Annotated in this window: 36 protein-coding genes; 5 read left to right on the plus strand and 31 right to left on the minus strand. The window is 54.1% G+C overall.

Annotated elements, in window-relative coordinates; translation table 11 throughout:
• Nucleotides 1–77 precede the first annotated feature (77 nt).
• The 17 genes from C7M51_RS16705 to C7M51_RS16785 form a co-directional block, all read right to left on the minus strand.
• Complete coding sequence (locus C7M51_RS16705) at nt 78–674, minus strand: tail fiber assembly protein (RefSeq protein WP_160622708.1); 597 nt, start codon at nt 672–674, stop codon at nt 78–80.
• Nucleotides 674–1,714 (minus strand): phage tail protein, encoded by a 1,041-nt coding sequence (locus C7M51_RS16710; RefSeq protein ID WP_160622709.1) that lies wholly within the window; start codon nt 1,712–1,714, stop codon nt 674–676. The genes C7M51_RS16705 and C7M51_RS16710 overlap by 1 nt, the downstream gene beginning before the upstream one ends.
• Nucleotides 1,704–2,318 (minus strand): phage tail protein I, encoded by a 615-nt coding sequence (locus tag C7M51_RS16715; RefSeq protein ID WP_160622710.1) that lies wholly within the window; start codon nt 2,316–2,318, stop codon nt 1,704–1,706. Before C7M51_RS16715 ends, C7M51_RS16710 begins: the two co-directional genes overlap by 11 nt.
• Nucleotides 2,311–3,207 (minus strand): baseplate assembly protein, encoded by an 897-nt coding sequence (locus C7M51_RS16720; protein ID WP_160622711.1) that lies wholly within the window; start codon nt 3,205–3,207, stop codon nt 2,311–2,313. The genes C7M51_RS16715 and C7M51_RS16720 overlap by 8 nt, the downstream gene beginning before the upstream one ends.
• Nucleotides 3,194–3,562: a GPW/gp25 family protein gene (locus C7M51_RS16725; RefSeq protein ID WP_160622712.1), complete on the minus strand. Its 369-nt coding sequence runs from the start codon at nt 3,560–3,562 to the stop codon at nt 3,194–3,196. Before C7M51_RS16725 ends, C7M51_RS16720 begins: the two co-directional genes overlap by 14 nt.
• Nucleotides 3,559–4,140, minus strand: a complete 582-nt coding sequence (locus C7M51_RS16730; protein WP_160622713.1) for a phage baseplate assembly protein V — start codon at nt 4,138–4,140, stop codon at nt 3,559–3,561. Before C7M51_RS16730 ends, C7M51_RS16725 begins: the two co-directional genes overlap by 4 nt.
• Entirely contained in the window at nt 4,137–4,775 is a 639-nt protein-coding gene (locus tag C7M51_RS16735) for a phage virion morphogenesis protein (RefSeq protein WP_160622714.1), read from the minus strand. Before C7M51_RS16735 ends, C7M51_RS16730 begins: the two co-directional genes overlap by 4 nt.
• Nucleotides 4,768–5,238: a phage tail protein gene (locus C7M51_RS16740; RefSeq protein ID WP_160622715.1), complete on the minus strand. Its 471-nt coding sequence runs from the start codon at nt 5,236–5,238 to the stop codon at nt 4,768–4,770. Before C7M51_RS16740 ends, C7M51_RS16735 begins: the two co-directional genes overlap by 8 nt.
• 101 nt (nt 5,239–5,339) lie before the next feature.
• Nucleotides 5,340–5,552, minus strand: a complete 213-nt coding sequence (gene lysC / locus C7M51_RS16745) for an Rz1-like lysis system protein LysC (protein WP_072189927.1) — start codon at nt 5,550–5,552, stop codon at nt 5,340–5,342.
• Nucleotides 5,449–5,886: a DUF2570 domain-containing protein gene (locus C7M51_RS16750; RefSeq protein ID WP_160622716.1), complete on the minus strand. Its 438-nt coding sequence runs from the start codon at nt 5,884–5,886 to the stop codon at nt 5,449–5,451. Before C7M51_RS16750 ends, lysC begins: the two co-directional genes overlap by 104 nt.
• A complete protein-coding gene (locus tag C7M51_RS16755) occupies nt 5,883–6,428 on the minus strand; it encodes a lysozyme (RefSeq protein ID WP_045292877.1) in 546 nt (181 codons plus the stop codon). The genes C7M51_RS16750 and C7M51_RS16755 overlap by 4 nt, the downstream gene beginning before the upstream one ends.
• On the minus strand, nt 6,412–6,714 hold the full coding sequence (locus C7M51_RS16760) for a hypothetical protein (RefSeq protein ID WP_045292875.1): 303 nt from the start codon (nt 6,712–6,714) through the stop codon (nt 6,412–6,414). The genes C7M51_RS16755 and C7M51_RS16760 overlap by 17 nt, the downstream gene beginning before the upstream one ends.
• Entirely contained in the window at nt 6,705–6,905 is a 201-nt protein-coding gene (locus C7M51_RS16765) for a tail protein X (RefSeq protein ID WP_047364058.1), read from the minus strand. The genes C7M51_RS16760 and C7M51_RS16765 overlap by 10 nt, the downstream gene beginning before the upstream one ends.
• Nucleotides 6,905–7,429: a head completion/stabilization protein gene (locus C7M51_RS16770; RefSeq protein ID WP_160622717.1), complete on the minus strand. Its 525-nt coding sequence runs from the start codon at nt 7,427–7,429 to the stop codon at nt 6,905–6,907. Before C7M51_RS16770 ends, C7M51_RS16765 begins: the two co-directional genes overlap by 1 nt.
• A 98-nt stretch (nt 7,430–7,527) precedes the next feature.
• Nucleotides 7,528–8,385 (minus strand): phage terminase small subunit, encoded by an 858-nt coding sequence (gene gpM / locus C7M51_RS16775; protein ID WP_160622718.1) that lies wholly within the window; start codon nt 8,383–8,385, stop codon nt 7,528–7,530.
• A 45-nt stretch (nt 8,386–8,430) separates the two neighbouring features.
• Nucleotides 8,431–9,480, minus strand: coding sequence for a phage major capsid protein, P2 family (locus C7M51_RS16780; RefSeq protein WP_160622719.1), 1,050 nt, complete (start codon nt 9,478–9,480; stop codon nt 8,431–8,433).
• Nucleotides 9,481–9,503: 23 nt separating this feature from the next.
• Nucleotides 9,504–10,340: a GPO family capsid scaffolding protein gene (locus C7M51_RS16785; RefSeq protein WP_058687129.1), complete on the minus strand. Its 837-nt coding sequence runs from the start codon at nt 10,338–10,340 to the stop codon at nt 9,504–9,506.
• Between the two features lie 159 nt (nt 10,341–10,499).
• On the opposite strand from C7M51_RS16785, the gene C7M51_RS16790 reads away from it, so the two are divergent.
• The 3 genes from C7M51_RS16790 (at nt 10,500) to C7M51_RS16800 (ending at nt 14,386) form a co-directional block, all read left to right on the plus strand.
• The gene (locus C7M51_RS16790; RefSeq protein WP_097755674.1) at nt 10,500–12,230 is read left to right on the plus strand and encodes a terminase large subunit domain-containing protein; all 1,731 of its coding nucleotides are present in this window, start codon (nt 10,500–10,502) and stop codon (nt 12,228–12,230) included.
• The gene (locus C7M51_RS16795) at nt 12,230–13,288 is read left to right on the plus strand and encodes a phage portal protein (RefSeq protein WP_160622720.1); all 1,059 of its coding nucleotides are present in this window, start codon (nt 12,230–12,232) and stop codon (nt 13,286–13,288) included. The genes C7M51_RS16790 and C7M51_RS16795 overlap by 1 nt, the downstream gene beginning before the upstream one ends.
• 594 nt (nt 13,289–13,882) lie before the next feature.
• On the plus strand, nt 13,883–14,386 hold the full coding sequence (locus C7M51_RS16800; protein WP_063857869.1) for a DUF4760 domain-containing protein: 504 nt from the start codon (nt 13,883–13,885) through the stop codon (nt 14,384–14,386).
• A gap of 40 nt (nt 14,387–14,426) precedes the next feature.
• On the opposite strand, the gene C7M51_RS16805 is transcribed toward C7M51_RS16800, so the two are convergent.
• The 13 genes from C7M51_RS16805 to C7M51_RS16860 all read right to left on the minus strand — a co-directional run bounded on the left by C7M51_RS16805 (nt 14,427) and on the right by C7M51_RS16860 (nt 22,804).
• Entirely contained in the window at nt 14,427–15,125 is a 699-nt protein-coding gene (locus C7M51_RS16805) for a DNA adenine methylase (RefSeq protein WP_160622721.1), read from the minus strand.
• A 187-nt stretch (nt 15,126–15,312) separates the two neighbouring features.
• Nucleotides 15,313–15,498 (minus strand): hypothetical protein, encoded by a 186-nt coding sequence (locus tag C7M51_RS16810; protein WP_078001919.1) that lies wholly within the window; start codon nt 15,496–15,498, stop codon nt 15,313–15,315.
• A 10-nt stretch (nt 15,499–15,508) separates the two neighbouring features.
• Nucleotides 15,509–17,833 carry a replication endonuclease gene (locus C7M51_RS16815; protein WP_244323747.1) on the minus strand — a complete coding sequence of 775 codons (2,325 nt, stop codon included), beginning with the start codon at nt 17,831–17,833 and terminating at the stop codon, nt 15,509–15,511.
• Nucleotides 17,834–18,361: 528 nt separating this feature from the next.
• A complete protein-coding gene (locus C7M51_RS16820; RefSeq protein ID WP_425280978.1) occupies nt 18,362–19,195 on the minus strand; it encodes a DNA cytosine methyltransferase in 834 nt (277 codons plus the stop codon).
• Nucleotides 19,196–19,197: 2 nt separating this feature from the next.
• Complete coding sequence (locus tag C7M51_RS16825) at nt 19,198–20,088, minus strand: DNA adenine methylase (protein ID WP_160622722.1); 891 nt, start codon at nt 20,086–20,088, stop codon at nt 19,198–19,200.
• Nucleotides 20,085–20,657: a 3'-5' exonuclease gene (locus tag C7M51_RS16830; RefSeq protein ID WP_137273409.1), complete on the minus strand. Its 573-nt coding sequence runs from the start codon at nt 20,655–20,657 to the stop codon at nt 20,085–20,087. Before C7M51_RS16830 ends, C7M51_RS16825 begins: the two co-directional genes overlap by 4 nt.
• Nucleotides 20,658–20,726: 69 nt before the next feature.
• A complete protein-coding gene (locus C7M51_RS16835; RefSeq protein WP_063922348.1) occupies nt 20,727–21,119 on the minus strand; it encodes a hypothetical protein in 393 nt (130 codons plus the stop codon).
• Nucleotides 21,120–21,204: 85 nt separating this feature from the next.
• A complete protein-coding gene (locus C7M51_RS16840; RefSeq protein WP_160622723.1) occupies nt 21,205–21,387 on the minus strand; it encodes a DUF3927 family protein in 183 nt (60 codons plus the stop codon).
• Nucleotides 21,387–21,818 carry a tellurite resistance TerB family protein gene (locus C7M51_RS16845; RefSeq protein WP_160622724.1) on the minus strand — a complete coding sequence of 144 codons (432 nt, stop codon included), beginning with the start codon at nt 21,816–21,818 and terminating at the stop codon, nt 21,387–21,389. The genes C7M51_RS16840 and C7M51_RS16845 overlap by 1 nt, the downstream gene beginning before the upstream one ends.
• Nucleotides 21,819–21,903: 85 nt before the next feature.
• Nucleotides 21,904–22,131: a phage filamentation protein Fil family protein gene (locus C7M51_RS16850; RefSeq protein WP_129345702.1), complete on the minus strand. Its 228-nt coding sequence runs from the start codon at nt 22,129–22,131 to the stop codon at nt 21,904–21,906.
• 12 nt (nt 22,132–22,143) lie between these two features.
• Nucleotides 22,144–22,317 carry a hypothetical protein gene (locus C7M51_RS22270; RefSeq protein WP_165322214.1) on the minus strand — a complete coding sequence of 58 codons (174 nt, stop codon included), beginning with the start codon at nt 22,315–22,317 and terminating at the stop codon, nt 22,144–22,146.
• Nucleotides 22,307–22,510 carry a DUF4761 family protein gene (locus C7M51_RS16855; RefSeq protein WP_001514707.1) on the minus strand — a complete coding sequence of 68 codons (204 nt, stop codon included), beginning with the start codon at nt 22,508–22,510 and terminating at the stop codon, nt 22,307–22,309. The genes C7M51_RS22270 and C7M51_RS16855 overlap by 11 nt, the downstream gene beginning before the upstream one ends.
• A gap of 12 nt (nt 22,511–22,522) precedes the next feature.
• Nucleotides 22,523–22,804: a Cox family DNA-binding protein gene (locus C7M51_RS16860; protein WP_160622725.1), complete on the minus strand. Its 282-nt coding sequence runs from the start codon at nt 22,802–22,804 to the stop codon at nt 22,523–22,525.
• A gap of 134 nt (nt 22,805–22,938) precedes the next feature.
• Here C7M51_RS16860 and C7M51_RS16865 point away from each other — a divergent pair, with 134 nt between their 5' ends.
• Together C7M51_RS16865 and C7M51_RS16870 are read left to right on the plus strand one after the other, a co-directional pair.
• Nucleotides 22,939–23,232 (plus strand): helix-turn-helix domain-containing protein, encoded by a 294-nt coding sequence (locus C7M51_RS16865; protein WP_160622726.1) that lies wholly within the window; start codon nt 22,939–22,941, stop codon nt 23,230–23,232.
• 66 nt (nt 23,233–23,298) lie between these two features.
• A complete protein-coding gene (locus C7M51_RS16870; protein ID WP_160622727.1) occupies nt 23,299–24,279 on the plus strand; it encodes a phage integrase in 981 nt (326 codons plus the stop codon).
• A 172-nt stretch (nt 24,280–24,451) separates the two neighbouring features.
• Here C7M51_RS16870 and cpxP read toward each other — a convergent pair whose 3' ends face one another.
• Nucleotides 24,452–24,967, minus strand: coding sequence for a cell-envelope stress modulator CpxP (cpxP, locus tag C7M51_RS16875; RefSeq protein WP_160622728.1), 516 nt, complete (start codon nt 24,965–24,967; stop codon nt 24,452–24,454).
• Nucleotides 24,968–25,117: the final 150 nt, after the last annotated feature.

The following is a 25,117-nucleotide window of genomic DNA, read 5'->3' on the forward strand; positions in this document are numbered from 1 at the left end:
AGCACCGTTAAAAATGACTGTACTCGATACACATGGCCAGCACGGTTAGAGTCGGCAGTGCCTGCCGGAATGAAAACTTATTCCGGCTTATCCGGCCAACTGATATCCGGCGCTTTCGAAGTATCCACCGCCTGCACAGCTTTGATGTATTTCATCCAGGCTATCAGACTGGCTTTGTCTTCATCGCTGATAATGCCTAACTGTAATTCCGTCTGCCACAGGCTGATCGTCGTTTGTGCCTCTGCAAGTAACGCAGCTTTCTGTTGCTCTGCCGCTTCAACGTTCGCCGCGCGCTGTGCTTCGGTATCCGTCACCCACTCGCTACCGTTCCACGTATCGTAGGGCGTAGACGGTGCCAGCGTGGTAGTGCCCTCCGGGTAATCACCTGGCGCAGAAATAATCACCGCCTCACCTGTTTCAGTGCTGTATACCGTTTCACCACGGTGATCTGGGACATATTCCCACGCGGTAAAATCTGCTGTCCGGCAAATGGCAAAACCTTCTTTACTTTCGCCCGGCTCATCGGTGCATGAGTTGGCTGGAATGCCAACACCAACAGCCAAATACTCAACAGATGCAGAAAGATATTCGCGTGTTTCACTGTCGAAGTTAAACACGGTGATATCACCAGCCACAGAGGCAACTAACTCACTGTTTAGCTTTGCTTTTGCCATTATGCGGCCCTCACGATGTAATTAAATGCGATGTTTCGTGGTCGGTTTTCTGATGCGGTAGGAACAACGTTAGCCGCCGAAAATAAAACATCCTGCCTGATTATGCGGGAATTATCCCAGCTCAACGCAGTGCTGATATTATTTCTAACACCCTTATCTCCGTAAAATGCTCCACTCACGCTTTGAACATCAATAATTGCGTTAATTTCGCTGTTAACACGTTGCTGCCCAAAACCACCTGTAATGTTCCTGATTGCATCGCCTTGTGCTGAAAGCATTTCACGTCCAGCATCAACCCCGCGCCCATCATCCCAGCCACGCAAAAACTCACCACGGAGATCAGGCAAAGCACCGGAAGAATAAACCGCCGCCAGTTTGGGATATTTTGCTTTATCAAATACTGAGCCGTTGCATTTTAGCCATCCCGTTGGTGGTGTCGCCGCAGGCCACGGAAGCGGGAACCCGACAGGGATATATTTATCAATATCCGACTCAAGCAAATATTGCGTATGAGGATCAGCCGCGGCAACATGCGCAGCCAGTTGCTTATCCACGTATGCCTTAACTTCAATAACAGCATCATCAACATATTTACGGGTTGCCAGTACCACGGACGGATCTATTTTCAGCGTTACCGCTTCGGTACTGCTGACAATCAGGATCACGCGAATCACCTGCACGCGCCCGCTGCCTTCCTGCAACTGCGGTTTATAGGTCTCTGCGCAGTTGGCAACCGCAATCATATCGCCGTCTTTATCAAACAGGCCGATCTCACGGATCCACCACCCGCCTACGTCTTCCGGTATGACCTGTTCAGCAATAATCTGGTTGGTGTTTACCGGGTCAATAGTCAGCATGTTCAGTTGTGCGCGGCGCAGCTCATGCGTCAGCGCGGTCTGTGCCGGGTTCGGTGTCGGCAGCGCACCATTGCCATCACCCACGGCCATCTGGGTGATCTCAACCTGCGCACCCAATGCCGTGGCGTTTGCCAGTTTTGCCGCCCCGATGTTGGTTAACAGGGCAAAATATTTAGTCGCCACTTGCGATCTCCACGGTATCAATTAAATGGACTGCCGCGCCGGTGTAGTCGCCACCGCCCACGGATATGGTTTCAGGAAAATAGGGATATACGGTCAGCGTATCGCCGATATAACATCCCGCCCCGGCCTGGATATAGCCCTGCGACTGAAGCGAAAGGGACAGGCCAGTCAGGTGGCGACTTCTCGGCTTGGCGTCGTCAATAAGGCGCTCAAGCTCAAGATAGGTTTCCTCCGTAATCCCCTGTTCCTGAATACCGATTTCAAGTTTGAATGTTCCCGGCTCTTCACCGCTCTGCCACCACTCGATCACGCGCAGCAGAAAGCCGAACGGTTCAACGACGCGGCGCAAAGCAGAAATAGTGCCCTTCTGACGGTGAACCAGCCAGGAGGCTTTAATCACCTGCCTTTTGGTCTGTTCTGACCAATTCTTATCCCAGCGGTCAACAGACAGCGCCCAGGCGAGATAAGGCAGAAGATCAGCGGGGCATTCGTCCGGGTTCCACAGCTTGCGCAGATCAACAGGAATATCGGTAAGCCGTTCCGTCACCTTCTCCGTACTGCGCATAAAACCGCTGGCCGAAGGCGGCAGCATGTTGTTATTCATCTGTGCCCCCGGTCTCGATCGTGAAGGACTCACACCGCGCCGCCTGCGTATCGGCGATCACAATATCGCTGGCAGGCTCCAGCAGTTCCACCCTCTGCACGCCCTGAACATGCAGCGCCGCCATAATGGCTGAGCGGGCAACATCACGGCCAATCTTGCCCTGTTGATTCAGCCAGGACTGAAGCGCGTCCTGCGCAGCGCTATGGATAGGTTCAGACTCAGGGCCGGGGTAGAAATACAGCAGCGCATTGATCTGATAATTCACTATCTCCGCAGCCTGAACGGTCAGACGATCGGCAACTGGGCGCTTATCGTCAGCAGACAGCGCTTTATCCACCGTCGCCAGCAGTTCCACACTGGCAGTGCCGTCGCCTTCGGTGGACAGCACAGAGACCACCACCACGGCAGGCGACGGACTGATCGCTTTGGCGTCCGCCACTTTTCCGCTGGCACTTTTGGCAAAATATTCATATGCGCCAGTTGGCCCCGCCACGCTTAGCCCTTCAAACGCAGCCTGCGCCCGCAAACGCAGTGCGGTATCACTTTCCGTTACCGCGTCAGTAGTTGCCGTCTCTGGGGTGATGATCAGGCGTTCGGTGTTCAGGTTGCCCGCGAGATTATCAAGATCGGACGATACGGCATGGCTCAACATGCACGCCGCCGCACCGTCATTAATCCGCTGCCTGAGCATCATTTCACGGTAAGCAACTACCTGGGCGATCACGTTCAGCGGTTCGGATTCCAGCTCCAGCGCGGCGGCAACAGAAGCCTGCTGTTCCTGCGGGAATGCCGCCAGCATGACGGCTTTGACCTCGCTGAGAATGACTTCAAAGTCCAGAACTTCGATAATTTGCGGCTGCGGTAGCTGCGATAAATCAACTGTTGCCATTGCTGCCACTCCTGAGCGTCAGCGCAGTGCCTGCCGTCTGCATGGTTTCGGTAATAATGCCGACCAGTTCAGCGCTGACAGCGCCATCCTTTGAATAACTGATATTGATGCCGTTCAGGGCAATACGCGGCTCCCACATCGTCAGGGCGATCACCGCCGCACTCATACATTGCAGGCGCGTCACTTCGTTTTGCGGTTCATCCAGCAGATCGGGGATCATGCTGCCGTAATCACGCCGCATCACCCGGCTTGCCAGCGGCGTGGTCAGTATGTCGCGTACTGAATTCCACAGCTGATCGGTATCGGTAAGCTGGCCCGTGGCGTCCGGGTTCATGCCGGTATAACGGACTGTCATTTCGGCCCCCCGGTGTTGCTGCTGCCACCCTGCACACCACCATGCACGTGCGAATGAACCGTCACCCCGTTAGACGAAAGCGATCCGCCAGAATGGGTAATATTGCCCTTCATCGTGCCGCCCTCCGACAGTTCGAACGTCCGCGCTTTCAGATGGTCGGTGCATTCTACAATCGGTGTTTCAAGCGTGACGCTGGCAGAGGCTTTGATATGTGCTGTCTTCATGCCCTGCGCTTCCAGCGCGCTGGCTTCTGCGTCATAGCGGAAAGAGGCTCCGTCTGGCGCTGTCAGCACAATCTCTTTCAGGCTGCTGCCCGGCGCAGGGTTGTCACTGCTGTAGAGACTGCCGATAATGACCGCCGTTTCAGGGTTGCCACCGATACAGCCCAGCCAGACCTGCTCACCCACGGAAGGCGGCACCCAGATACTGAATGCCCCGGCGCGCGTGGTGTTCCAACGCAGCCAGTCTGTCTGAAGCTCGCCGCTTTGCACACGTACGCGCCAGCTTTCTTCATCAACGGCAATAACGACGCCGACGCGGAGGATATTTTCCAGCAGGCGGATCAGTTCAGCGCTCATCGTGCGGCACTCCCCAGGCTGTTAATCACCTGTTCCGTAATCATCTGCTCATCGCCAGCGGTAAAGCCCAGCAACTCACGCACAGGATATTTAGCAAAGGCACCCGGCCCAACCTGATCGCGCTGGCCGTATTGGTGCACACGCGCAATGCGTGCCGCCACGCCTTCATAACCCACGGATGTGCCGCTTGCATCAGCGCGCATTTTGAGAAAGCGATAACTGCGCAACCGCTGAAACATCGGCACCTTCTTCGCAGTGCTGCGGCGCACTGAGCGCGTATTGATCTCGATGTAACGCTCAATATCGCTGCGGTAAAACGTGCGAATATCGTTGCGCTCTTCGTCAAAGCCAGTAATGGTGCGCCCGTATTTTCCCCGGCCACCGTGCCAGTTTTTGAGGCGGCGGATCTCCCCCTGCCAGACAAACACAATGCCCTGTTGAGAACGCAGCACCCGGCGACGGCGGGCAGGATATGGCGAACCTTCCGGGTTTTGCTGGGCTTTAATGCGCTGTTGCTGGCTCTTTCGCAGTGCCTGACCAACAGTGCGGGCGGTGCGAACACGTCCGGCCTGCGAGGTGCCCGCCAGTATGTCGCTGAATACCTGATCCAGCTCACGGAAGAGATCGTTACTCATGCGCGTCTGCCTCCCACGTCACATCTTCAAAGATGGTGCTCCAGTCGCCGTCCGCTGACGGGATACGCGGTTTAGGTTCCGGTAAATGCTCCGCCCTGGGGATGCCTTTTGCGTCCAGAGTGACCTTTACGCGCTCGTGCAGCGGCATTTCAAAAAGAATGTCGGCGGTATCGTCGTTGTTGATAAGGGTCGTAAATTTAACGTTCCGGTTCTTCTCCGGGTTCAGCAGCAGATCAGGCTGGTTGTGCCAGAGCCATGCCATTAACGGCAGCGTGAAATCATCAATATCACCGGCAAAGTTCATTACAAACAGCACCAGGGTATAGCGGTACATAAACGACGGCGTTTCGCCGGTCGTCTCGATATTCCCTTCTTCCACAAAAACGGAGAAGGCTTCAGGATTGGCCCTGCACCATTTGTTAGCGCGGGTCAGGGTCTCGCGCAGTGAGTCAGCTTTCAGCATGGTGATACCTTCTTAACGCCCGAAACGTTCAATCGCGCCCGCAATGATCAGCAGATAAATAAGCGTCCAGTAAGGGTGAGCGCTCAGGTAGTCGAATAAGGTCATGGTGTGGCCCTCGCGTGGTCAGTCAGTCTTTTCAGGCGGCGCAGATCGAGATCGGCTATCGCCGCCTTATCGGCGTTGCAGGTATCCAGCGCATCGCGCAGGCGATCACTCCAGATAGCTATTGCGCCCCACGTTACCGGGGCGGTCAGTTCCGGCGCTGGCGTTGCTGCCGTCAGGCTTTCCGGTACCGGCTCGTGCACGATTTTCATTTGCGGCTGCGGCGGTACGGTGTTGCAGGCTGTTACTGACAGAAGCAGGCACAACAGTACTGGCACACGTATCGTCTTTGATGGCATCGCGCATGTATTCACGTCGCTGTTCTCCCAGGGCGTTTCTTTGCTGTTCGGTTGCCCGCAACTGTGCAAGGACTTCGCGGGCGTCAGCAGTCAGCGCCCGCAGCTCATCCAGCACCTCACCATTACTCTTCACCTCGCGGGAAAGTGCTTCATTGCGCACGGAGTCTTTACCGCGCTGATGTGTCTGCCAGAGCAGGCCACCAGAGGCCAGCGCTAGTAGCGCACATAAAATGGCTGTAATCTTCACTTTTCAGCCTCCACGTCACGCAGGCACCATGCCTTAAAATCCGTTCTCCGGTTAACCAGCCCCTGGCTACGCTTGCCGCCGCTGTTTACAAAATCCGTCAGACGGTTACACATCGCCTGCCACTCATGTGCCTGCGCCTTCTTCCAGATGGTCGTGCGCTGTTTTCTCTTCTGGCTGTCCGTGAACCACATCAGGCCAGTACACCCTACATTAAGACCGGCATCGGTCATGGCCTCAAAGGCGGACTGTGGCATATACCCGCCTTCAAAATTCTGGTTGATACAGTTTTCAGCGTGCCGCATATCGTTAATCCAGCGACCGGCGATCTCGCTGTCGCTGTACTCCCGCTTTTCAACGCGGCCCGTCGAACCAATCCCGACCGTCAGCACGCCAGCCGTACAGTAGTAGGGCGTGTTCCGGCAGTCTTCCCAGCCAGCAATCTTTTGTTGGCCTTCCGGCGTGGTGCGCAACGCGCCCGGACTCAGCGTAATACCCAGCGCAACAATGGCCGCAATGGAGCATTTTTTAATAAGCTGTTTCATCTTCCGGCTCATTCTGTTGCAAAAGGTCAAGCGCCCGGCGCTCTGACTCACTCATTTGCCTGTGTTCTGCCTGTTCCAGAATCTGGTTAATCAGTTCGTTGCGACGCTTTTGTCCCCGTTCGATGCGGGCGCGATAGAGCCATCCACGGGCACCAAAAACCATCCCGACGAGAAGACCGGCCAGCGCAATCTTTTCGCTCAGCGTCATTACGCCGATACTGGTGACCATTGCTGACATAGTGAATGTCAGCCAGTCATTCAGGCGCTGAAAGAAACTTAACCCCATAGCTGCACCATCTCCTGTGTCGCTTTACGCGCGATTTCTGGCAGTTCAATCTCCTGACCGGCATCAAGAAAAACCTGCTGGCTCAGTCCGGGATTGGCAGATAACACTTTTTCGGTCACGCCCTGCGTGGTGCCGTAGTGACGCCAGCAAAGCAAATCTACCGTATCCCCCTGCAATGCCTTCACTTTCATCAGCAAAGCTCCGCATAGAGGCGAGGGGTGTCGCGAATGTCCGCGATACTCCAGCGGGCATCCCGCCAGAGATCATCCCGTTGCAGGTCAAGTGCAGCGGCATCTTTGTCGCCTTTCGCCGTGGTATCAACGTCGCGATAGCCTTCAAGTACCAGCGCCCTGGCAATCGAATAGACTGCGCGGCGGAAGCGGTACACCTTCACGTTTTCACCGTTGATAACCAGCTTTTCCGTATCACCTGACGGCAGGACTGAAGGCACATCTTCCAGCGTGTGAAAACCTGCTTTGACCTGACCGGCACGCCAGTCAAGTAACTGCGCGGTGACATGGGCTACCGCTTCCGTGGTGACGTGCATCAGCCTGGACGTAGTGATACCGCCAGTGATACGCGCGGCCAGACGGAGATCGGCCAGTTTAATCACCGGCCAGAAGTCCCCGGCGCTGACGGTGGCATCACCATCATCAACGTCGGGCGTATCGCTGTCGGCAGGCAAAACGCGCTTATTTGCCACAAGGCTGCTCATGCGCTTATCTCCCATAAATCAGGCGGTGGGCGGGTGGTTAAAAGACCGTATACGGGCAGATATCCACCCGCGCCGCCTGTCGGACGGGGCCGAAGTCGTTAATTCTTTTTCTGGCTGGCAGGCTTGCACTTTGTCGCTTTGCCTGTTGCCGTCTTAGTCGTGGTTTTACGCGCCGTCGCTTTACCTGCTGCGCTGGCGGTGTTGGTCTTTTCAGGAACAAACCCTGCAGTACCGTCAGTTTTGTCGGTGCTGGCCGCGTCGCCTTCACCCGTGCCGCCATCCGCAGACAACTTCTTAACCTCACGTGCAAGCGTGGCGATCTCTTTTTTCACCCCGGCGCTGGGGTTTCGCGTCAGCGCCTCACGGAACAGCGCCAGCGCTTCAGCTTTGGTCGTGATATCAGTCGCACCACGGCGGGCAAGCGCACGGGCCTTGCACAACTTGGCGCGCACTACATCCGGCATATCACTGTCGGCGACAATTTCCGCCACTTCGTCAAGCACGGCGACACCAGACGATAAATCGGCGTCGGCATCAGCGGCCGCGAGCGTCAACAGTGGTTTGCTCACTTCTTCGGTAAGGAATGTTGCTGCCGTGCGGTTGAAGTTATCCGGCAGCGTCAGTCCGTGGCGCACCACATAGCGCCCCAGCCTCAACGCAAGCGCATAGTCACGACAGTCAATCGCCCAGACCATCAGCCTGGTGATGACTTCATCCTGCCGCCCGTTGTCACCGTCGAGCGTGCCTTCAATCCATCCCTCATATTCAGGCAGCATGGATTTTTTCATTTCGGCTTTGGTTTCTTCGGACTGCACGCCGCTGAGGCGGGACAAGTCCATACGCAGGCGATGCAGAATTTGCTCATGCGCGGTACGCTGGATATCGGATTCTTCATCCGCTTGGCCCCGGCGTTCTGCCATGACCTTCTGAAAATGTCGTTGTGCCGGTGTTAACATCGTCACTTCTCCCCGTCATGGCGGGGCAATGCCCCGCCGCTTCTGTCACTCGCCTGCCGGTTCGGCCTGGGCGAACTGAATGCCGTCAATGAACGCAACATTGCCGTAGTCTTCAATGACGAAGTCATCGTTTGACGACTGATACGTTGCGACACGGTTATATTCCGGCTCTTCTTTAATCGTCCGGCGCAGACCGCCACGCTGGTAGTACACCGACAGGTTTTTGAACGGCGTGATCAGCACGCCATTTACCGGGAAGTAAGGCGCGATAAAGGTCGGCATATTGCCTACGCGCTCCTGCGCGACAATCAACTGACCGGCCAGCATTTCGGTATTCGGGTTGGTCTGGCTTAACGCGTTGATAGCCGAGAAATTGCTGGTCGTCAGCAGGTCGCCCGCCAGAATCACCACGTTATCCGGGTTACGCTTGTGCCATTCATCCATCAGGGCGTTTTTGGCGTCGTACACCGCAGCGCCAATGTTGCCGTAGGTGCCTTTCGCGACAACCTTGTTATCTTCATCGCGCGAGGTGATCGTCACATTAGAAATAACGCGGTGCGGCGCTTCCTTACGGATTTTTTCCAGCCAGCCAATGCCACAGTCCTGCAACAGCGGGTTAGCGGCGCGGTCAGACGGATCGCTGTACTTCACGCCGTTAAAACCAATCATGATGCGATCGAGCGACATCTGACGGGCCATTGCCTTGCTGATCAGCGGCTGGAACTCCGGCATGTGCGCCCACGCATCAAGCTGTTCATAGCTGATGCCGTAGTCATAGTTGACCTTGCGGCACATGTAGTCGAGCGGCTCCATTGAATGATTTGAGCCAGGGTTGCGACGATTGGTAACACTGTTGTTTACACCTGCCATCGGGCCTTTGCTGCCGATCAGAACTTTCTGGCCGATCTGCTGGTTTACGCCAAACACATTAATTTTGCTCAGGAAAGAATCATCCTGCTGTGCGGCCTGTTCAAGACGCTGCTGACGCGTCGGATCTACGGCAAATTTTGCAGCGACAGCGGCGGTTGATACGCCGTTGAGCTGGGCCTGCCGGGCGATGTACTGATCAAACAGCTGGCGGGTATTGTTATCCATGTTCTCTGCTCTCTTTGTGAATATCAGTAATCAGCCAGTTGCGCGTTAGCGCCACCGCTGGCGGGTTCCCGCTGGCTGAAATTGGCGTCAGTGCTTCCCAGCTTGCTGGTCAGCGCGGCAAGATCGGAAGTCAGCTTCTGGATGGCCTGGCTGTCCTGCTCGCGGGCGCGGCTCAGGTCGTTGAAGCTGTCCAGCAGATCGGCATGGGACTGAGCGACGTTCTCCACGGCATCACGCACCTGGCTGAACTGTTCACCGTCAGATTTGCGGCCTTTGCCGATAATCCCCATGACGCGCCCGAACCACTGCTTACCTTCATCGCTGCGCTGCTCTGCCAGTTCGATAATTTCAGCCTCAATGGCATCGGTGAACAGCGGGGCTTCACCCTGCTGATTGTTGAAGGACATAACCTGCTGACGTTGCTGCGCGGCAAACTTCAGGCGTTCGGTGCCGAGGCTAGCCGGGGTATCGGTCATCGCCAGCCCCATGACATACGCCTTGCCGTTAAGCGCAAACTGAGGGTGCAGCTCAATGCTGGAGTAAATTTTCTTACCTTCTTCCGTCAGCTTCTTCATGCGCTCGGAAGGTTCAATCTCAGCGTAAAGCGCGGTGCGTCCGGCGAGCGGGCCTTCGCTGATATCTTCCGCACTCAGTGCTGTCACATCCCCCATCGCGCCGAAATCGCTGCCGGGGAAAGGCGAAAGATAGTGCTCCACGTTGACGCGTGCGCCGTACACGTCCGGGCTGTAGTTTGCTGCCGCATCACGAAGGTGCTCAGGGCGAATTTCGCGCCCGTCAACGGTGGCACCGGAGACGGCAACGCGGAATTTCTTACGGGCTGGTTTAGCTGCGCTAGCCATGTCGATAATCCTGTTGAGTGGTTTCTGTACGGCCATGATGGCAGAGCGTAACTTGCTGTCTCAACGAGGTTTTGTTGTCTGAGGAAGGCCAGACCATAAAGGGGGCGATAGCGGGATCGCGCGCGGGGTAATCTTCACTCCATAAACGGTGGAGGGCAGATGATACAGGACGCTTTTGTACGTCAGAGGGCAAAACAACTTTACTGGCAGGGCTACCCGCCAGCGGAGATCGCGCGCCTGATGGGGATCAATCAGAACACAATTTACGCCTGGAAGAAACGCGATGAATGGGATGAAACACCGCCCGTCCAGCGCGTCAGCCAATCTATGGATGCACGCCTCATCCAGCTTACGGACAAGAAAGACAAGACCGGGGGAGACTTCAAGGAGATTGATCTGCTGACCCGGCAACTGAAAAAGCTATCTGACGGACAACCGGCAGGGGCTGGCACGGGCAAAAAGCCCCGCAAGCGCAAGCTGAAAAACCACTTCACCGAAGAACAGATCGTCGCGCTGCGGGAGAAAATACTTGATTCTCTTTCGTGGCATCAACGCGGCTGGTATGAACAACGCCACCACCGAAACCGCATGATACTGAAGTCCCGCCAGATTGGCGCAACCTGGTACTTTGCCCGCGAGGCGTTGCTTGATGCGCTGCGCGATGATGTGAAATACCCGTACCAGCGCAACCAGATATTTCTGTCTGCATCCCGCCGTCAGGCGCACCAGTTCAGGGGATTCATTCAGAAGATGGCGGAAGAGGTGGACGTTGAGCTTAAGGGCGGCGACAAAATCGTACTGAGCAACGGCGCAGAGCTGCATTTCCTCGGCACGTCTGCGGCGACAGCGCAGTCATATACAGGCAACCTGAAGTTTGACGAATTCTTTTGGGTCAGCAACTTCACCAACTTGCGAAAGGTTGCAGGGGCGATGGCAACGCTGAAGGGGCTGACGCGTACTTACTTTTCCACGCCGTCAGGTGAGACCCATGAGGCTTACCCGTTCTGGACGGGCGATCGCTGGAATGAGAAACGCCCGAAGGCACAGCGCAAAGCGTTTGATGTGGGCTGGAAAACGCTGAACAGCGGACTGCTGTGCCCGGATAAAACCTGGCGTCAGATCGTCACCCTGAAGGATGTGATAGACCACGGCTGGGAGTATACCGACCTTGAAGAAATTCAGGATGAAAACAGCGAGGATGAATTCCGCAACCTGTACATGTGCGAGTTCGTTCGCGATGGCGAGTCCGCCTTCAACCTTAACGCCCTGATTGGGTGCGGGGCAGATGGTTATGACGAATGGCCGGACTGGAAGCCTTTTGCGTCCAGGCCGATGGGTAATCGTCCGGTCTGGATCGGTTATGACGCCAACGGCAGCAGCGGCAACGGTGATAGCGGCGCGATTTGCGTTGTGGTTCCACCACTGGTGCCGGGCGGTAAATTCCGCACGGTAGAAACGGAACAGGTGCGCGGTCTTGAATTTGAAGAGCAAGCGAAAGTTATCGAAAATTTCACCTTCAAATACAACGTCCAGCATGTCGGTATCGACGTAACGGGCGGTAACGGTGAGGCCGTTTACCAGATAGTGAAGAAGTTCTTCCCGATGGCAATGCCCTACACCATGTCAATGACGTCAAAGCGCGCCCTGGTGCTGAAAATGCTACAGCTGATCCGCGCCGGTCGCTGGGAATATGATCGCAGCGAGCGCGCCCTGATCAACGCCTTTAACTCTGTTCGCAAGGTAAAGACGCCTGGCGGATTCATCACCTATGACACTGACCGCTCGCGCGGCGTCAGCCACGGGGATTTAGCCTGGGCGAATATGCTCGCCATTATTAACGAACCGCTGGGCCAGGAGAGTGGCAGCGGCGGGTTTGCTATGGAGTTCTGATGAAGAAGCGCACATACAAAAACAACCACACCGCCAGCAGTGGCAGTGTCGGACAGCCTGATATTTCCGACGCACTTAGAAGCGATCCGGCACTCAGCGCCTTCACTTTTGACGGGCCATATTCAGTAACAGACGGCTATGATCTGCTGGACAGCATGTGCTGCGTCGATAACGGCCGGTACTACGAGACGCCAATAGACTGGAAGGGGTTAACCCGTGCGTTCGCACAGTCCCCGCTGCATCAGTCGGCGCTTTACTTCAAACGCAATGTGCTGACCGGGTGCTATATCCCTCATCCGTTACTCTCGCGGCAGGCCTTCTCTGCGTTTGCGCTGGACTGGTTTGTCTTCGGCAATGCCTATCTTGAGCGTCGGTCTAATCGCCTGGGCGCTCCGCTCAAACTCCAGCATGTTCCGGCCCTGAACACGCGACGCGGGAGCGACCTTGATACCTACTGGTTTATCCGGCAGTGGAAAGATGAATACGAGTTCAGGGCGGGCGAGGTCTGCCACATCATGAACCCGGATATTCATCAGGAAATCTACGGTATGCCCGAATATATAGGCGCGCTGTTGTCCGCCAGTCTGTCACATTCTGCCGATAAGTTCCGCAAACTCTACTATGACAACGGCTCTCACGCCGGATGTATTCTCTATGTCGGTTCGGAGAAGGTGGATCAGGAAAGCATAAAAGTGGTGCAAAAGACGCTGTCACATGCCAGAGGGAAAGGCTCCTTCAAAAACGTGCTGATCCACGCACCGGGTGGCGGCAAGGACGGCGTGCAACTGTTGCCGTTCAGCCAGATATCGGCAAAGGATGAGTTTCTTAACATCAAATCAGCAACGCGCAACGATTTGCGCGATGCTCACCGCACCCCTCCGCAGCTGATGGGCGCAATGCCGGAAGGCAACGGCTCACTCGGTGATGTTGAGAAATCCGCGCGCGTATTCTTCATCAACGAAATGTTGCCTGTGATGGAAGCCATGAAAGGCGTCAATGACTGGCTCGGCCAAGAAGTGATCCGCTTTAATCCTTACGCTCTGCTCAAAGACGAATAACCCGACCTACCCGCCGCACATCCTGCGGCGATTCTCCTTCAGTAATTTTCAATCCTCGTATGACCGGCCACCACCTTAGCACCACTCAGCACAACCTTTAACGCCCCTCACTCAAAGCGCATGAGCGCCATTCTGACAGGCGCAATCTGCAATTTACCCCGCACAAACCCGGAAGCGAGAAAACGCGCTGAGAAGGCGGAAAAGGCCGAATAATGGCAATTAAAGGCACCCCCCTCCCTACCCCCTGTCGCGTGGGCTGTTCCCCCGTCACCTGCGCGCGACATTTGCTTCGTTTTTTGTGCATTTGCCGATCCTGAGCCAGACCGCACCACCACAGGGCGGAAGGGGCATAAATAGCATCAAAAAAATTGTGCAAATTTGTGCACTATTGTGCAGCCAAAAAATGCCCATATATTTGACTCCAGATTACCTTTGAGGTAATTTTCAGCTACGCATGACTACAAAGCGTAGTCACCTCGGTACACCTAAGGGGGTTAATATGAAAAGAGCATTTGACGAGTTTGACGGCTTCTAAGCCGCACTAACCTCTACGAGGCGGGGAAATTTACCCCGCCTTTTTTATGGATGAAAAACATGACATTAGACGCCAACACCCTGCAAATCATAAGTAACGCTATTGTGCTACTCGGCGTTATCGTTGCCATCTGGACGATCGTCTACAACGTCCGTACCGCGAAGAAAACGCAAACCGCTAATTTTCTTTTCGAAAGCCGCCAGGATACGCAGTACATAGAGTCGCTACATGTCCTTAAGCAAGTGCATCGTTCAGGAAAATCTTTCCGCTCTTACGTCTTTCCATGCGACGGCAACAAGATCACCGAAGAGGAAATGATCGAACGCCGCAAGTTTCAGTACATCCTGAACTTTTACGAAAGGGTTGCCGTAAGTATCCGCGAAGGTATTTATAACGAGCAGATGATCAAGCGGACGTCATACACCACCGTGATAGAAACCTACGATATTGCCGAACCCCTGATCAAAGCCATCAGGGAACACATCAAATCAGAGACCACCTATCAAGAGTTCGAATGGCTGGTGAAGCGGTGGAAAGCTAAACCGCTTAAGAAAAATAAATAACCATCGTCATTGAAGAAGCCGCCAGCCAGGCGGCTTTTTTTTACTGCCCTGCATCGACCTCGTTAAGCGCCACCATGATCGCCAGCCGTTCAGCAGGTGGAAGAGCTGCATATTTCGCGCGCCAGCGCTCAACCTTGCGCTTTATCCGGTGCCTGTCGTTGTAATCTTTTCCGGCAAACGCGTGGGAATACGCGCGTCCCTCTGGGTAATTCATCCAGATTTTTTCTGTTCGCACCCCGCCGCGCGTCATGGCCTGAAATTCTTTGCTGCGCCACCCCGCTAACGTTTCGTCATAAAGCTGCGACGGGTAGCCAGACAGGATAACGCTGACATTTTCCGGTAGGCTCATAAGGCAGGCCAAAAGACGCTCATGATCGGCAACGGTATATTCATGACGGTAGCGGGCGCGACTGGTGCGCGTTTCAGGCAGATAGGGAGGATCGGAATAAACCAGCACGCGGCCATGTTGAGTAAAGTCTTCTCTTTCCAGAAAGCCTACCGCATCACCGTGATATAGATTCCACCGAGGCGGCGTTTTCCCCATCTTTGACCAGCGATCCCGCGTTAATTTGAAAGCATTTTCATCCACATCAATTCCAATCGTCCTGGCTGCAAGCGGCTTGAAATACATCACCGCACCGCTGCCCAAGTGTGTTTCAATGTAGGTATCATGCGGGGGCATTTCAGCAATGATTTTCTGATAAACACCGCTACCGCCTTTACTCCCTAAATAACTCATCCGTAAAACCTCACGTTGCAGCTGCACTGCTAAAAATGACTGTGCTCGATGTGTATGGCCAACATTGCCAAATCTGACAGTGCGGTACCCAATGAGCGCCACTTAGTGGCGCTAGCGGACTCTTTGCCGCCCGCGCCCGCAGAATCGCCACTCCCCGCGCAACAAGTTGCGCAGGTCATAACGATTGTCACCAAACCCATTGGATCAGCACCTCAAATAGCGCCTCACCAACGGCCCGAACACAGATCCAGGCGAATAAAGTCACCGCTGCCGCAATCCATGCCGCCCGGCGCTTTGCTGGTACGTTTGTCCGCATCCAGTCATAGGCCGAAACCGCCAGCAAAAAGCCGATAACATCCAGAATCGTTTTCATTTTTCCTCTCTTACCCCTCGTTATCTTCTGACTTAACCGCTGCTTTCCATCGGTCAACCAGCTCACCAACCTTGTGTTTGGATATGGATTTACGCCACGGCTGATCGGTACCGGCGATAATCAACTCACCTGTAACCGGATGCGCGCGATACACGGTATCGAGTACCGTCACTTCATTACCGCGCGCCAGTTGAATGGCCTGCGGTTTACTGATCTGTACCTTCTTAACCTGCGCCCATGACTGAACCAGCCCAGCCAGACCAGCAATTGCCGGTGATAAAACTTGCTCTTGCTGCCTGATCGCATGGGCTGCTTTGAGGTAACTTTCCGCCCGCTGGGTGTCATATTCGGAACAGTCGCCGCTGGTAATGCTGCGCGCCAGCTCCTCAAACTCATCAGCAGGCGATTTCTGCCGCCTCGGTTTGTGGTTATGAAGGCTTTCACGTACCTGTTTTCGCTGTTCCTGGGTCAACTTACCGATCTCAAACTGTTCCGGCCCTTCCCGCTCAGCTGGCACTGTCATTAATGACGGTGATCCGGGCGGTGAATTTGTTCGTTTTTTGACCTCAGTACAGTTATTGACACGAGTCCTAGAGGGCGCGGACGCGCCCCGAAGGTCAAAATCAAAGTCAACGGCCTGCCCGGAGTCGTCCAGAATCTCCGGTTTCTTACGCACGATGCGGTAGGAATGCAGACGGGTTTCAATCGGTGGCAGGAAGGTGTGGGGCATCACCAGCCCTTTGATAAGGTTCTGATACTCGCCGTGGTCGTTTGGTTGGTCTTTCTGTTGATACCAGATGCGAAGCGGTAACTTACGCCGGGCAACCAACGCCCCGCCCTGCAATTGGGTATATTGCTGCCAGTCGCCAGCATCCGCTGCGCGGTGCAGCTCAGCAAACAGCGGGTTTATCTTGTCGGCCTGCTCCTGATTGCGGAACCGGCGCAGCTCACGCCAGACAGATACCGGCGCACCGCCCAAAAACTGAAACTGACGGATGCCCCAGCACGATGCCCAGGCGGTAGCGTGTTTTGATGTTTCTTTCAGCGGCCTGCCGCTCTCGTCGTCGGTTTCACCGTCGAGCGCGTAGCCGTCAATATTCTTACTGATGTACTTCACCACGTAACCGGTGGCGCTGCCGATTTCCTGATCGATCGGCTTCATATCAAAACGAGGCTGATTGCCGTGCTTACCCTGTAACTCTTCCGCATCCTCGCGGGTGGCATAGTCTTCCATCACTTCCAGCAGTTCGGCGGAATGTTCCGGCAGGGAGAACAGCAGGCCGTGCCAGTGCGGCGTACCATCGTGGTGAGACTCAGCCACCCGCAAACCAAAGACCGGAATTTCACGGCGGGCCAGCTCAGCGCGGATCTGTTGCCATACCCGATTAAGATAACGCTGCGTGGTTCTTGGGCTGGCACCATTCCATTTGGCATTACGATGACCGAATACGGTATATGCGTGGTATTTGGATGGTGCTGTCAGAGTAAAAAATTGGCCCGCGTAGCCGCTTTCGGTGGCAACTTTCTCAAAGCCGCCGATACGGGTCATAAGTTCAACGCGGCGCAATGCCGGGTTAGATATGCTCTTATCGATCTGCTCAATAAGCGAAATACGCTCTTTGGTGTCCTGGTCTTCCAGCTCAAGACGGGCCATGATCGCGCGGCTGCGCTTGCGTCTGGCATCCCACTCATCAACGTGGTGCTTACTGCAATACGGCGCAGCACCTCGCTTTACATCACCAAAGGCAATATGCAGGTGCTCACGCCAGCGCGCGGCGTACTTTTTCAGGTTACGGTGCCAGTAGCGATCATCCAGCATTTTGCTAATGCCAGTAGTTGCCTCATCAATAAACAGCGCACCCCGGCAATACTTTGCCCAGCTCGGAGGCGTCAGGAAGAAAAGCCGCGCGAGGATAGCCGCTTCGGTGTAAAGGTATCCGGCATATTTCCTATCACTCTGAGTCTCTACCGTTTCGTGAACTTCACTCAGCACAGACCGCATATAGATAGCGATATCCTGCGCCAGCAGCTCAACATCTTCCGGCGTGAAGTCCGGCAGGTGGTTAAAGCGCTCAACCAATCCATGCAGAGTGTTAAACGTGTGGTAAAGCGGGTTTAACCCTTTGAATGCTGTATCAGCCTGAGATTTAGCCTCATCGGTCATCGCAATAGCGTATTGCTCATTCACCATGTTGATAGGTGGCAGATCCCTGCGGATGATATCGCGCAGCGCCAAACGGGCTATGTGCCTGCCCTTCATGGTGTGAATGCTATCAATGCGGGAAGCCAGACGCAGGCGAATAAAGCGAGGTAGCGGCGCAAGGGTGACTTTCACCCACGCCAAAAACTCCTGTTCTTGACCCAGCTCGACTAGATCAACAACGGGAGTTTTATCAACACAAATAGCGGGATGGGGCTTGCTCCAATCGCAGCAATCAACCGCGCTTTGGTAGTCTAAAGTGACTTTATCCCCAGCCCTTACTGCATTGGCTTCGCATTCTGAATAACGCACCAAATAAGTTGGTGCAGCGCCTGCTTTTCCGACCAGCTCAACGCCGATTAGCCACGACTGCCCAACCTTTTTTTTATTCAGTACACGCCGAATCACAAAGCATGATGATTTCCGGGCGGCGTCTGGCGCGCTACCCGGAAACGCAGGGGGATATGAAGGTGAGCAGCGCCCACTTGCTGCGGTGGTCATCGAGCACTATCCAGATATGCAGCTATGAACGCTTCCGCGACCGGCGCAACGATGGCATTACCGTAGGCGCGCAACTGGCCCACTCTTCCGGCAACCCCATCAACCAGCGGCTTAAGTCCGGGTTTAACTGGCCTCCACTTTCCATCCCGGCAGAAAACCCAGTCAGAACCTGCCCAGAATCCACCAACCGCATTGGTGAGGCCATCCGTGCCGCACCGCCCAGAGTTGTGCCCCTCGATGGGTGGTTTGCCGCCGCCCCCCATCCCTGCAACCTGATTGTTGCCTATCGTTGTCGGTGTAGGCCAGCCCGCTAATTGTGCTGTCACATCCAACCGATCCGTTGACAGTTTCCCGTTGCGAATCCTGCCACCCAGATAACCGCCCTTCCCGTCCGTCGCTGTTGGTGTCGGCCACCCGGCTAATACAACTGCCGTTTGCAAATTCAATCCGCCCTTCCTCCCCGCATTCGACGGGTGTTTCCATGAATTGGCTGTCGGCGTCGGCCACCCAGAAGAGGCGCTGTCTGATGTGCGGGGCACCGAAGCCCGCAGCGCAGAGATCGAAACCTGCAAAGGCGTAAGCCGCGTTTTCCAGCTTAGCTTGTACATCGTCGAGCCAATCAAGGCCGTCTTTGCTCGCAACCTGTTCGCCAAAGATAGCGTTAGGCTGGCACTCCGAAATAAGACGAAACCATGCGGGGAAAAGGTGGCGTTTATCGCTTTTTCCTTTTTTTGATCCACAGACACTGAAAGGCTGGCATGGGCATGAGCCTGTCCAAACTGGTCGATCATCGGGCCATCCTGCCCGGCGCAAGGCGTAAGACCAGACGCCGATACCGGCAAAGAAGTGGCATTGTGTGAATCCTTTAAGGTCATTTGCGGTTACTTCCTCAATAGAACGAGTGTCAACGACGCCGGGGGCAATATGTCCCGCGTCGATCAGGTTGCGCAGCCACTGCGCAGCGAAGGGATCGATCTCGTTGTAATAAGCCGTCACAATCACGCCCCCTCAGCACACTGCCCGCAGCTCTCACAGTTCCCGCAACCACCTGCCGGGCATCCTTCAACGATGCCCAAAGTGCCGATCACCTCTTTGGCCTTCTGGCGGTTGCTGGCGTCAGTGCTAACGGAGCGTTGCACATCGATTTCATGCAGGCGGAAGCGGTGGTAAATCTCGCGGGTGGTTTCGGTGTCGCTATTGGAAATGACAACCGGCGCGCCATATTTGCGGTTCACTTCCAGCAACTCCGCCGCTAACTGGCGGTGGTTCTTCTCGGTGAATGGCTCGGTGTGGTATTGGGTGAAATTGGCGGTTTCGCTGGCAGGCAGGTACGGCGGATCGCAGTAGATGGCTTCATCCGTTCCAACCATCACTTTGAGGGTGTTTTGAAACGAGCTGCACAGAAAAATAGCTTTGGTGTCGTTGGCCTTCTCAGCAAACTGGCGGATCTCCGCCTCCGGGAAGTAAGGCGCGCTTTTGTGCTGACCAAACGGCACGTTATAACCGCCGCTCTGGTTGTAACGCACCACGCCGTTGTAGCCGTGGCGGTTGAGGTAGAGAAACAGGGCCGCGCGGGCCACATCAAGCAAACCTTTTGTACCGTTGAAAATGCGGCGATTCTGTAAATATTCCTCTTTGGAATTGCCGGTCGCAAAGAGCGGGCGCGCAAGATCAATCACCAGCTCAGGATTGCTTTTGACCTCACGATAAAGGCGGATCAGATCTGGGTTGATATCCGCAAGGATGTAGCGGCGATAATCGGTATTGAGGAAAACGGAAGCGCCGCCAACAAAAGGCTCAACGAGGCAACCAGCCTTTGGTAAATGCGGGAGTAATTCAGGCATCACGCGGCTTTTGCCACCTGGCCATTTGAGGAGGGAACGGATCATAATGCCGCCCCCGTAGCGTCTTTTGCTGCGAGGCTTTTTAGATTGTCTGAGAGCTGGGCGATCTGATTCAACACATCGGCGGCAGCATTGTGCTTTGCACAGTCAACAATGCGTTTTGAAGAATATCCGCAGACAGTTAGAGCTACCTCTTCAACCGTTCGAACGTCGCGGACATTCCAGAAATTCCAGACCGGGCTTAAATCTACACCGCGCAGGGCGTTGTAGATGATCGGCATATCGTAATCAGTACCGCGCGCCCAAACTTTCGCGCTCGCCTGATCACAATTTCTCAGGATAAACATATTTAATTCACTGAGAGCTACAGGGAGGGAGTCAGCCCCTTCTTTCGTTACCTCCGCTCGTACTTCTCCCGACTGCTTAAACCACCATTTAATTGTTTCAGCGCCCAGCGTTCCGCCGAATGCTTCACTACTTTCAATAGCAATGCGCCGGTACATTGAGGCGAAAACTTCACCTGACATAGGGTCAAAGATTGCCGCAGCAATAGACGCAATCGCCGCAGTCGGCTTGTTATCCATGGCTTCAATATCAATCATTACGTGCTTCATCTTGCTTTCTCCTGGGTGCAGGAAGCCCGGCGCGGTGATGCGCCTGACTACTGGTTAATCATTCAGTGGTTAATTGACTGCGCCATCCGGCGCGGGTGGTGGTGATTCGCGTAACGCCTGCATTTCAAGACGCGGCGCAGCATGATCGGGGAACTCCCACGGCAACGCCGCAGCCAGCTCGGCAAGGCGTTTAATGCCCAACATCAGGCTCACTTTGTCCTGAGAGCTGAACTGTTCGAAAGGCATGGTGAGATGGGAGTGAGTCAGCGACGGCAGATCTTTAAACCGCTGGGCGGCTTCGTTTGCCAGCAGGATGATCGCCTTTTTCTGAGTCTCGCCCAGGCGGTTGAAACGGCTCGCCGTGTCATTGGTGCGGGAAACTGAAATGCTCGACTGCAAGCGGGCGCGCTGCTCAAGGAACATCTGACGCCCGGATACTGGTTTTTCTTGTCCGATACTCATAATCCTATCCCCCATCACTACCGCTTATCAGGCGCGCTACTCGGAAGTAACGCCCCGGATAAGCACCGGTTTCCCGGTGCCTCTCTTACTCGTCGCCCTGCCGCTCTTTGGCTGGCTTAATCGCAGGCCATACCAGAACAACGAGCGCCCCCACGAAGAACAGATCGCCAACTGCTGAGAGCAGATAACTGGTGAAGTCCACAGCTACCACCATGAAAGCCAGCAGCAGAACCAACGCAGGCCGCAACATGCTCAGCATCTGGCTCATCAGATGTAATCCTCAACGCGCAGACCCAGAAGACGCCCAACCTCTTCCAGCACCTTCTGCTCTTCCGGCTCGATCTCGCCGTCAGCTTCGGCAATGGTCAGCATGTTGACGAAGACCTCCTCCGCCTCTTTCGGGTCGTTTTTGATATCTTCGATTTCACGCAGGATATTCATGCGACCAATGCGAAAACCTGCCTCAAGCTGTTCAGTGAAGCGGGTGATCAGCGAGGTGATTTCGTTGCCGTAATGACTCAGGCGGGGATTAGAGCGCAGCAGCTGATCGAGCTTTGCGGTTTCCTCTTTTTCAATTTCACCATCAGCAGCAGCAACCAGCAGACAGCCACCGACAATGGCCTCCATCAGATCGCGGTTTTCAACTTTCTTTAATTCAACTTTTACAGCAGCGGTTTTTTTCTTGAACATGCCAAACATAATTAACCCCTTTTTTGGGTGAGTGAATGCGCCATCACTTAATAAGTGACGACAGGTAGAAAAAGTTTTATCTGTTACTTAATTACTAAAGCAGCTTTCTAAATAACCCTACTAAGGCACTAAATAAACCTTTGTTTATCTTCTTCGTATAAACAAAAGGCTTACTCATACCTTTAATAAAACGCACCTTATTCGGTTCCGGCTTAAAGAAACGCCCGTCCGGGCATTCAATCCAGCCGCGTGTATTGCGGTAATGCGTGACCTGGCAACCGTGCTTTAACAGGCTGGCAAGTGATGGGGCGTTATCGTTCATATAGTATACCTGCTACAGTTGTCTACGGGCCTTGCGCTCTACTTCTGCGCGGCGAGCTTTAAATTCAGCAAACGCTTTAGCTCTCTGCTGTTTTACTTTTTCGCTTCGCTGCCGGATCAGGAATTGAATTAAATACAAAACCAGCACAGCAAAAATAGAAAGGCCGATAATCATTTCAGCTTTCATAACTTTCACCGCTCTTTAACTTATCAATGGTTTTCATTGCTTCGGCTAAAGCAAAATCACGCCCTAAATAGTTCCCATTATTTAAAACGCTATATGCCGTTTTCATCGTAATGGCATTGCGCGGGCATTTATGAATTGTGAAGCCACGATAAATATAACTATGGCGACTTAATTGTATTAACTGGCCCGTCATATCATCGACTCCTTACAAACCAATCCATAGCAGCCAGGCATCACGTTGCTCTTTCGGGCGGTTGAAATAGGCGTCGCGCATCGCGCGGTTGAATTCTGGAATGTAGATCCAGTTCTCTGAACGACCTGTCAATGCCTCTGGGTTCTTCTTCTGAACTACTGGCAGCTTGCCATCACGAACCATGTCACCCACTGCGTTGGCGGTTTTACCAATCATTTCAGCAAATTTTGGGGTAGGCACTGCATCTACCGGGTGGCGCAATTCGATGTAGCCCTCTGGGTATTTGTCTTTCATGTGTAATAATCCTCTTCAATGTTCAGCCGCCTCTAGCTGGCTGTAGCCGCTTCTGGCGGCTGTTCATTTGGCTCAGGAAGTTCCACATACGAACTTCTTGGTTGTGAATCTAGTTCGAAAACGGAACCATGTCAATGACCTTTGAAGAGAAACTAAAGCTAATTCGTAGCGCCGAAGGGCTGAATCAGTCACAGCTATCTGATATCTCAGGGATCCCATTAAGCACCCTCAAAAAGATAGAGGCCGGGTATCAAGACCCCGGCTGGAATGTTCTTAGCAAGATCACTGAACACCCCCGATTTCAGAAATACACACTTTGGCTAATGACTGGAACTACCGCACCACAGGCCGGGCAAATAGCCCCGACTCTCTCCCCTGATGGGCAAGGGAGAACAACATCACGCCAATCAAGGCCGAAGGCTGGCTAAAAATCTGGTTTTTCTTTGCGCTAGAACAATCAGCGCAAAATGACAATTGCACTGGAGGGCTTCGCTATGTCGATTAAGAAGCTCGAAGGTGGTCAATACGAAGTAGACGTTTACCCGCGTGGGCGTAATGGAAAACGCATCCGCAGGCGGTTCGATAAGAAACAAGAAGCTGTACTTTTTGAGCGTTATGTATTGGTAAACGCCGACAAAAAAGAATGGCTGGGGGCAAGCGTAGATCGCCGCACTTTAAGCGAGTTATTAGAGGCTTGGTGGTTGCTGTACGGGCAGACGCTGGAAAATGGCGAAATAGAGAAACGGCACCTGAACAAAACGATCAGGGCGCTGGGAGATCCAGCCGTTAACCGTTTGAGCAAACGCACAATAGCGCAGCACCGCAGCCAGCGCCTGGATGATGGGATCAGCGCGGCAACGATAAATCGTGATATATACCGACTTTCTGGCATGTTCAGCGCACTGATCAAACTGGAAGAATTCAGGAAGGAAAACCCCTGCAAGGGGCTGGAACCACTGAAAGAAACACCGCCAGCAATGACCTATCTCACGAAGTCAGAGATCAGCAAACTGCTGGAAACCTTATCCGGTGACGATCGGCGCGTAGCGTTGGTATGCCTTAGCACTGGCGCACGTTGGGGCGAAGGCAGTGCCCTGCGAGGTGAGCAGGTTAACCATGGGCGCGTGACGTTCCTTAAAACCAAAAATGGGAAAAAGCGAACGGTTCCAATATCGGCAGAGCTGGAGGAAGAGATCAAGACCAGTGACACCGGGCCATTGTTCAAAGTTGATTATGAAAACTTCTGCGAACAGCTCAGGCAGGTTAAACCAGACTTGCCACGCGGGCAGGCTACGCATGTGCTTCGGCACACGTTCGCGAGCTGGTTCATGATGAACGGCGGCAACATTATCGCGTTACAGCAGATTCTGGGTCATGCGAGCATACAACAAACGATGGTTTATGCTCATCTTGCCCCTGATTACCTAAAGCACGCGGTAACGTTAAACCCGCTTGGTGGAGGGTTGGCAATTTGACTACACGTTGACTACGCCGACAAACACTATAACCCGTTGTAGCCGCTTCTGGCGGTTACACGGTAGCTTGATTTAAAAGGGATTTTTTCTAAGTACCTGATAAAAAAAACCCCCTCATCATGAGGGGGAAGACAGGGATGGTGTCTATGGCAAGGAAAACAGGGATACTATGTTACTGGTTACTGCCGGTACTACTCGCTTCATGCAGCAAGGGAACCCGCTGCTGATTCGTCAGCCTGCGCAACTCGTTCATACGTTGCTCATGCCGTGTTTGTAAAACAGCCTGCTGCTGCGGCGTTAGCAGGTGATACATCTGGTTGCGGATGCGGGACATTTCGACCTGCCGCATAACCTGTTCCTGTGCTAACTTTTCTGCCTGCGCCCTGACGGCTGCTTCATTAAATTCATCTGCAATGATTAAATTATGCAGGTTTTCAATGTCATTAACGTTTACGAGCGGACGCGCATATTGCGTTTGCTGCATCAGATCTCGCATCTGCTGACGCTGCTGCTCCGAAAGCTTGATGCCATCGAACATATGGCTTTGCAGATTTTGCGCTATGCTGCCAAACATCGCTTCGCCTGGCTGTTGCATTACGCTGACCGTTGTAACATCTGCCGCCCATGCGCTGGAGTAACTTAAAACCACCGAGGCTGAAGCTAAAACGGCGGCGGTCACTTTGCGCATCGTTCACTCCCACTTTCGTCTACGTCATTTGATTCAACGAGGTTCAGACTACAGGGATGGCTGCAAACTAGCGTCAGGGGGTGTAAAACTACGTAAAGCGATGGAATGGGGTGTGCGATCACGCTATTTTGCCTGCGGAGGGCTTAAGAA

The sequence above is a fragment of the Mixta intestinalis genome (genome assembly GCF_009914055.1).
GTDB classification, from domain to species: domain Bacteria; phylum Pseudomonadota; class Gammaproteobacteria; order Enterobacterales; family Enterobacteriaceae; genus Mixta; species Mixta intestinalis.

Excerpts from the sequence above, each read along its gene's own strand:
- C7M51_RS16705 (WP_160622708.1), bottom strand. The coding sequence starts at position 674 with ATGGCAAAAGCAAAGCTAAACAGTGAGTTAGTTGCCTCTGTGGCTGGT.
- C7M51_RS16715 (WP_160622710.1), bottom strand. The coding sequence starts at position 2,318 with ATGAATAACAACATGCTGCCGCCTTCGGCCAGCGGTTTTATGCGCAGT.
- C7M51_RS16720 (WP_160622711.1), bottom strand. The coding sequence starts at position 3,207 with ATGGCAACAGTTGATTTATCGCAGCTACCGCAGCCGCAAATTATCGAA.
- C7M51_RS16725 (WP_160622712.1), bottom strand. The coding sequence starts at position 3,562 with ATGACAGTCCGTTATACCGGCATGAACCCGGACGCCACGGGCCAGCTT.
- C7M51_RS16730 (WP_160622713.1), bottom strand. The coding sequence starts at position 4,140 with ATGAGCGCTGAACTGATCCGCCTGCTGGAAAATATCCTCCGCGTCGGC.
- C7M51_RS16735 (WP_160622714.1), bottom strand. The coding sequence starts at position 4,775 with ATGAGTAACGATCTCTTCCGTGAGCTGGATCAGGTATTCAGCGACATA.
- C7M51_RS16740 (WP_160622715.1), bottom strand. The coding sequence starts at position 5,238 with ATGCTGAAAGCTGACTCACTGCGCGAGACCCTGACCCGCGCTAACAAA.
- lysC (WP_072189927.1), bottom strand. The coding sequence starts at position 5,552 with ATGAAAATCGTGCACGAGCCGGTACCGGAAAGCCTGACGGCAGCAACG.
- C7M51_RS16755 (WP_045292877.1), bottom strand. The coding sequence starts at position 6,428 with ATGAAACAGCTTATTAAAAAATGCTCCATTGCGGCCATTGTTGCGCTG.
- C7M51_RS16760 (WP_045292875.1), bottom strand. The coding sequence starts at position 6,714 with ATGGGGTTAAGTTTCTTTCAGCGCCTGAATGACTGGCTGACATTCACT.
- C7M51_RS16765 (WP_047364058.1), bottom strand. The coding sequence starts at position 6,905 with ATGAAAGTGAAGGCATTGCAGGGGGATACGGTAGATTTGCTTTGCTGG.
- C7M51_RS16770 (WP_160622717.1), bottom strand. The coding sequence starts at position 7,429 with ATGAGCAGCCTTGTGGCAAATAAGCGCGTTTTGCCTGCCGACAGCGAT.
- gpM (WP_160622718.1), bottom strand. The coding sequence starts at position 8,385 with ATGTTAACACCGGCACAACGACATTTTCAGAAGGTCATGGCAGAACGC.
- C7M51_RS16780 (WP_160622719.1), bottom strand. The coding sequence starts at position 9,480 with ATGGATAACAATACCCGCCAGCTGTTTGATCAGTACATCGCCCGGCAG.
- C7M51_RS16785 (WP_058687129.1), bottom strand. The coding sequence starts at position 10,340 with ATGGCTAGCGCAGCTAAACCAGCCCGTAAGAAATTCCGCGTTGCCGTC.
- C7M51_RS16790 (WP_097755674.1), top strand. The coding sequence starts at position 10,500 with ATGATACAGGACGCTTTTGTACGTCAGAGGGCAAAACAACTTTACTGG.
- C7M51_RS16795 (WP_160622720.1), top strand. The coding sequence starts at position 12,230 with ATGAAGAAGCGCACATACAAAAACAACCACACCGCCAGCAGTGGCAGT.
- C7M51_RS16800 (WP_063857869.1), top strand. The coding sequence starts at position 13,883 with ATGACATTAGACGCCAACACCCTGCAAATCATAAGTAACGCTATTGTG.
- C7M51_RS16805 (WP_160622721.1), bottom strand. The coding sequence starts at position 15,125 with ATGAGTTATTTAGGGAGTAAAGGCGGTAGCGGTGTTTATCAGAAAATC.
- C7M51_RS16810 (WP_078001919.1), bottom strand. The coding sequence starts at position 15,498 with ATGAAAACGATTCTGGATGTTATCGGCTTTTTGCTGGCGGTTTCGGCC.
- C7M51_RS16825 (WP_160622722.1), bottom strand. The coding sequence starts at position 20,088 with ATGATCCGTTCCCTCCTCAAATGGCCAGGTGGCAAAAGCCGCGTGATG.
- C7M51_RS16830 (WP_137273409.1), bottom strand. The coding sequence starts at position 20,657 with ATGAAGCACGTAATGATTGATATTGAAGCCATGGATAACAAGCCGACT.
- C7M51_RS16835 (WP_063922348.1), bottom strand. The coding sequence starts at position 21,119 with ATGAGTATCGGACAAGAAAAACCAGTATCCGGGCGTCAGATGTTCCTT.
- C7M51_RS16840 (WP_160622723.1), bottom strand. The coding sequence starts at position 21,387 with ATGAGCCAGATGCTGAGCATGTTGCGGCCTGCGTTGGTTCTGCTGCTG.
- C7M51_RS16845 (WP_160622724.1), bottom strand. The coding sequence starts at position 21,818 with ATGTTTGGCATGTTCAAGAAAAAAACCGCTGCTGTAAAAGTTGAATTA.
- C7M51_RS16850 (WP_129345702.1), bottom strand. The coding sequence starts at position 22,131 with ATGAACGATAACGCCCCATCACTTGCCAGCCTGTTAAAGCACGGTTGC.
- C7M51_RS22270 (WP_165322214.1), bottom strand. The coding sequence starts at position 22,317 with ATGAAAGCTGAAATGATTATCGGCCTTTCTATTTTTGCTGTGCTGGTT.
- C7M51_RS16855 (WP_001514707.1), bottom strand. The coding sequence starts at position 22,510 with ATGACGGGCCAGTTAATACAATTAAGTCGCCATAGTTATATTTATCGT.
- C7M51_RS16860 (WP_160622725.1), bottom strand. The coding sequence starts at position 22,804 with ATGAAAGACAAATACCCAGAGGGCTACATCGAATTGCGCCACCCGGTA.
- C7M51_RS16865 (WP_160622726.1), top strand. The coding sequence starts at position 22,939 with ATGACCTTTGAAGAGAAACTAAAGCTAATTCGTAGCGCCGAAGGGCTG.
- C7M51_RS16870 (WP_160622727.1), top strand. The coding sequence starts at position 23,299 with ATGTCGATTAAGAAGCTCGAAGGTGGTCAATACGAAGTAGACGTTTAC.
- cpxP (WP_160622728.1), bottom strand. The coding sequence starts at position 24,967 with ATGCGCAAAGTGACCGCCGCCGTTTTAGCTTCAGCCTCGGTGGTTTTA.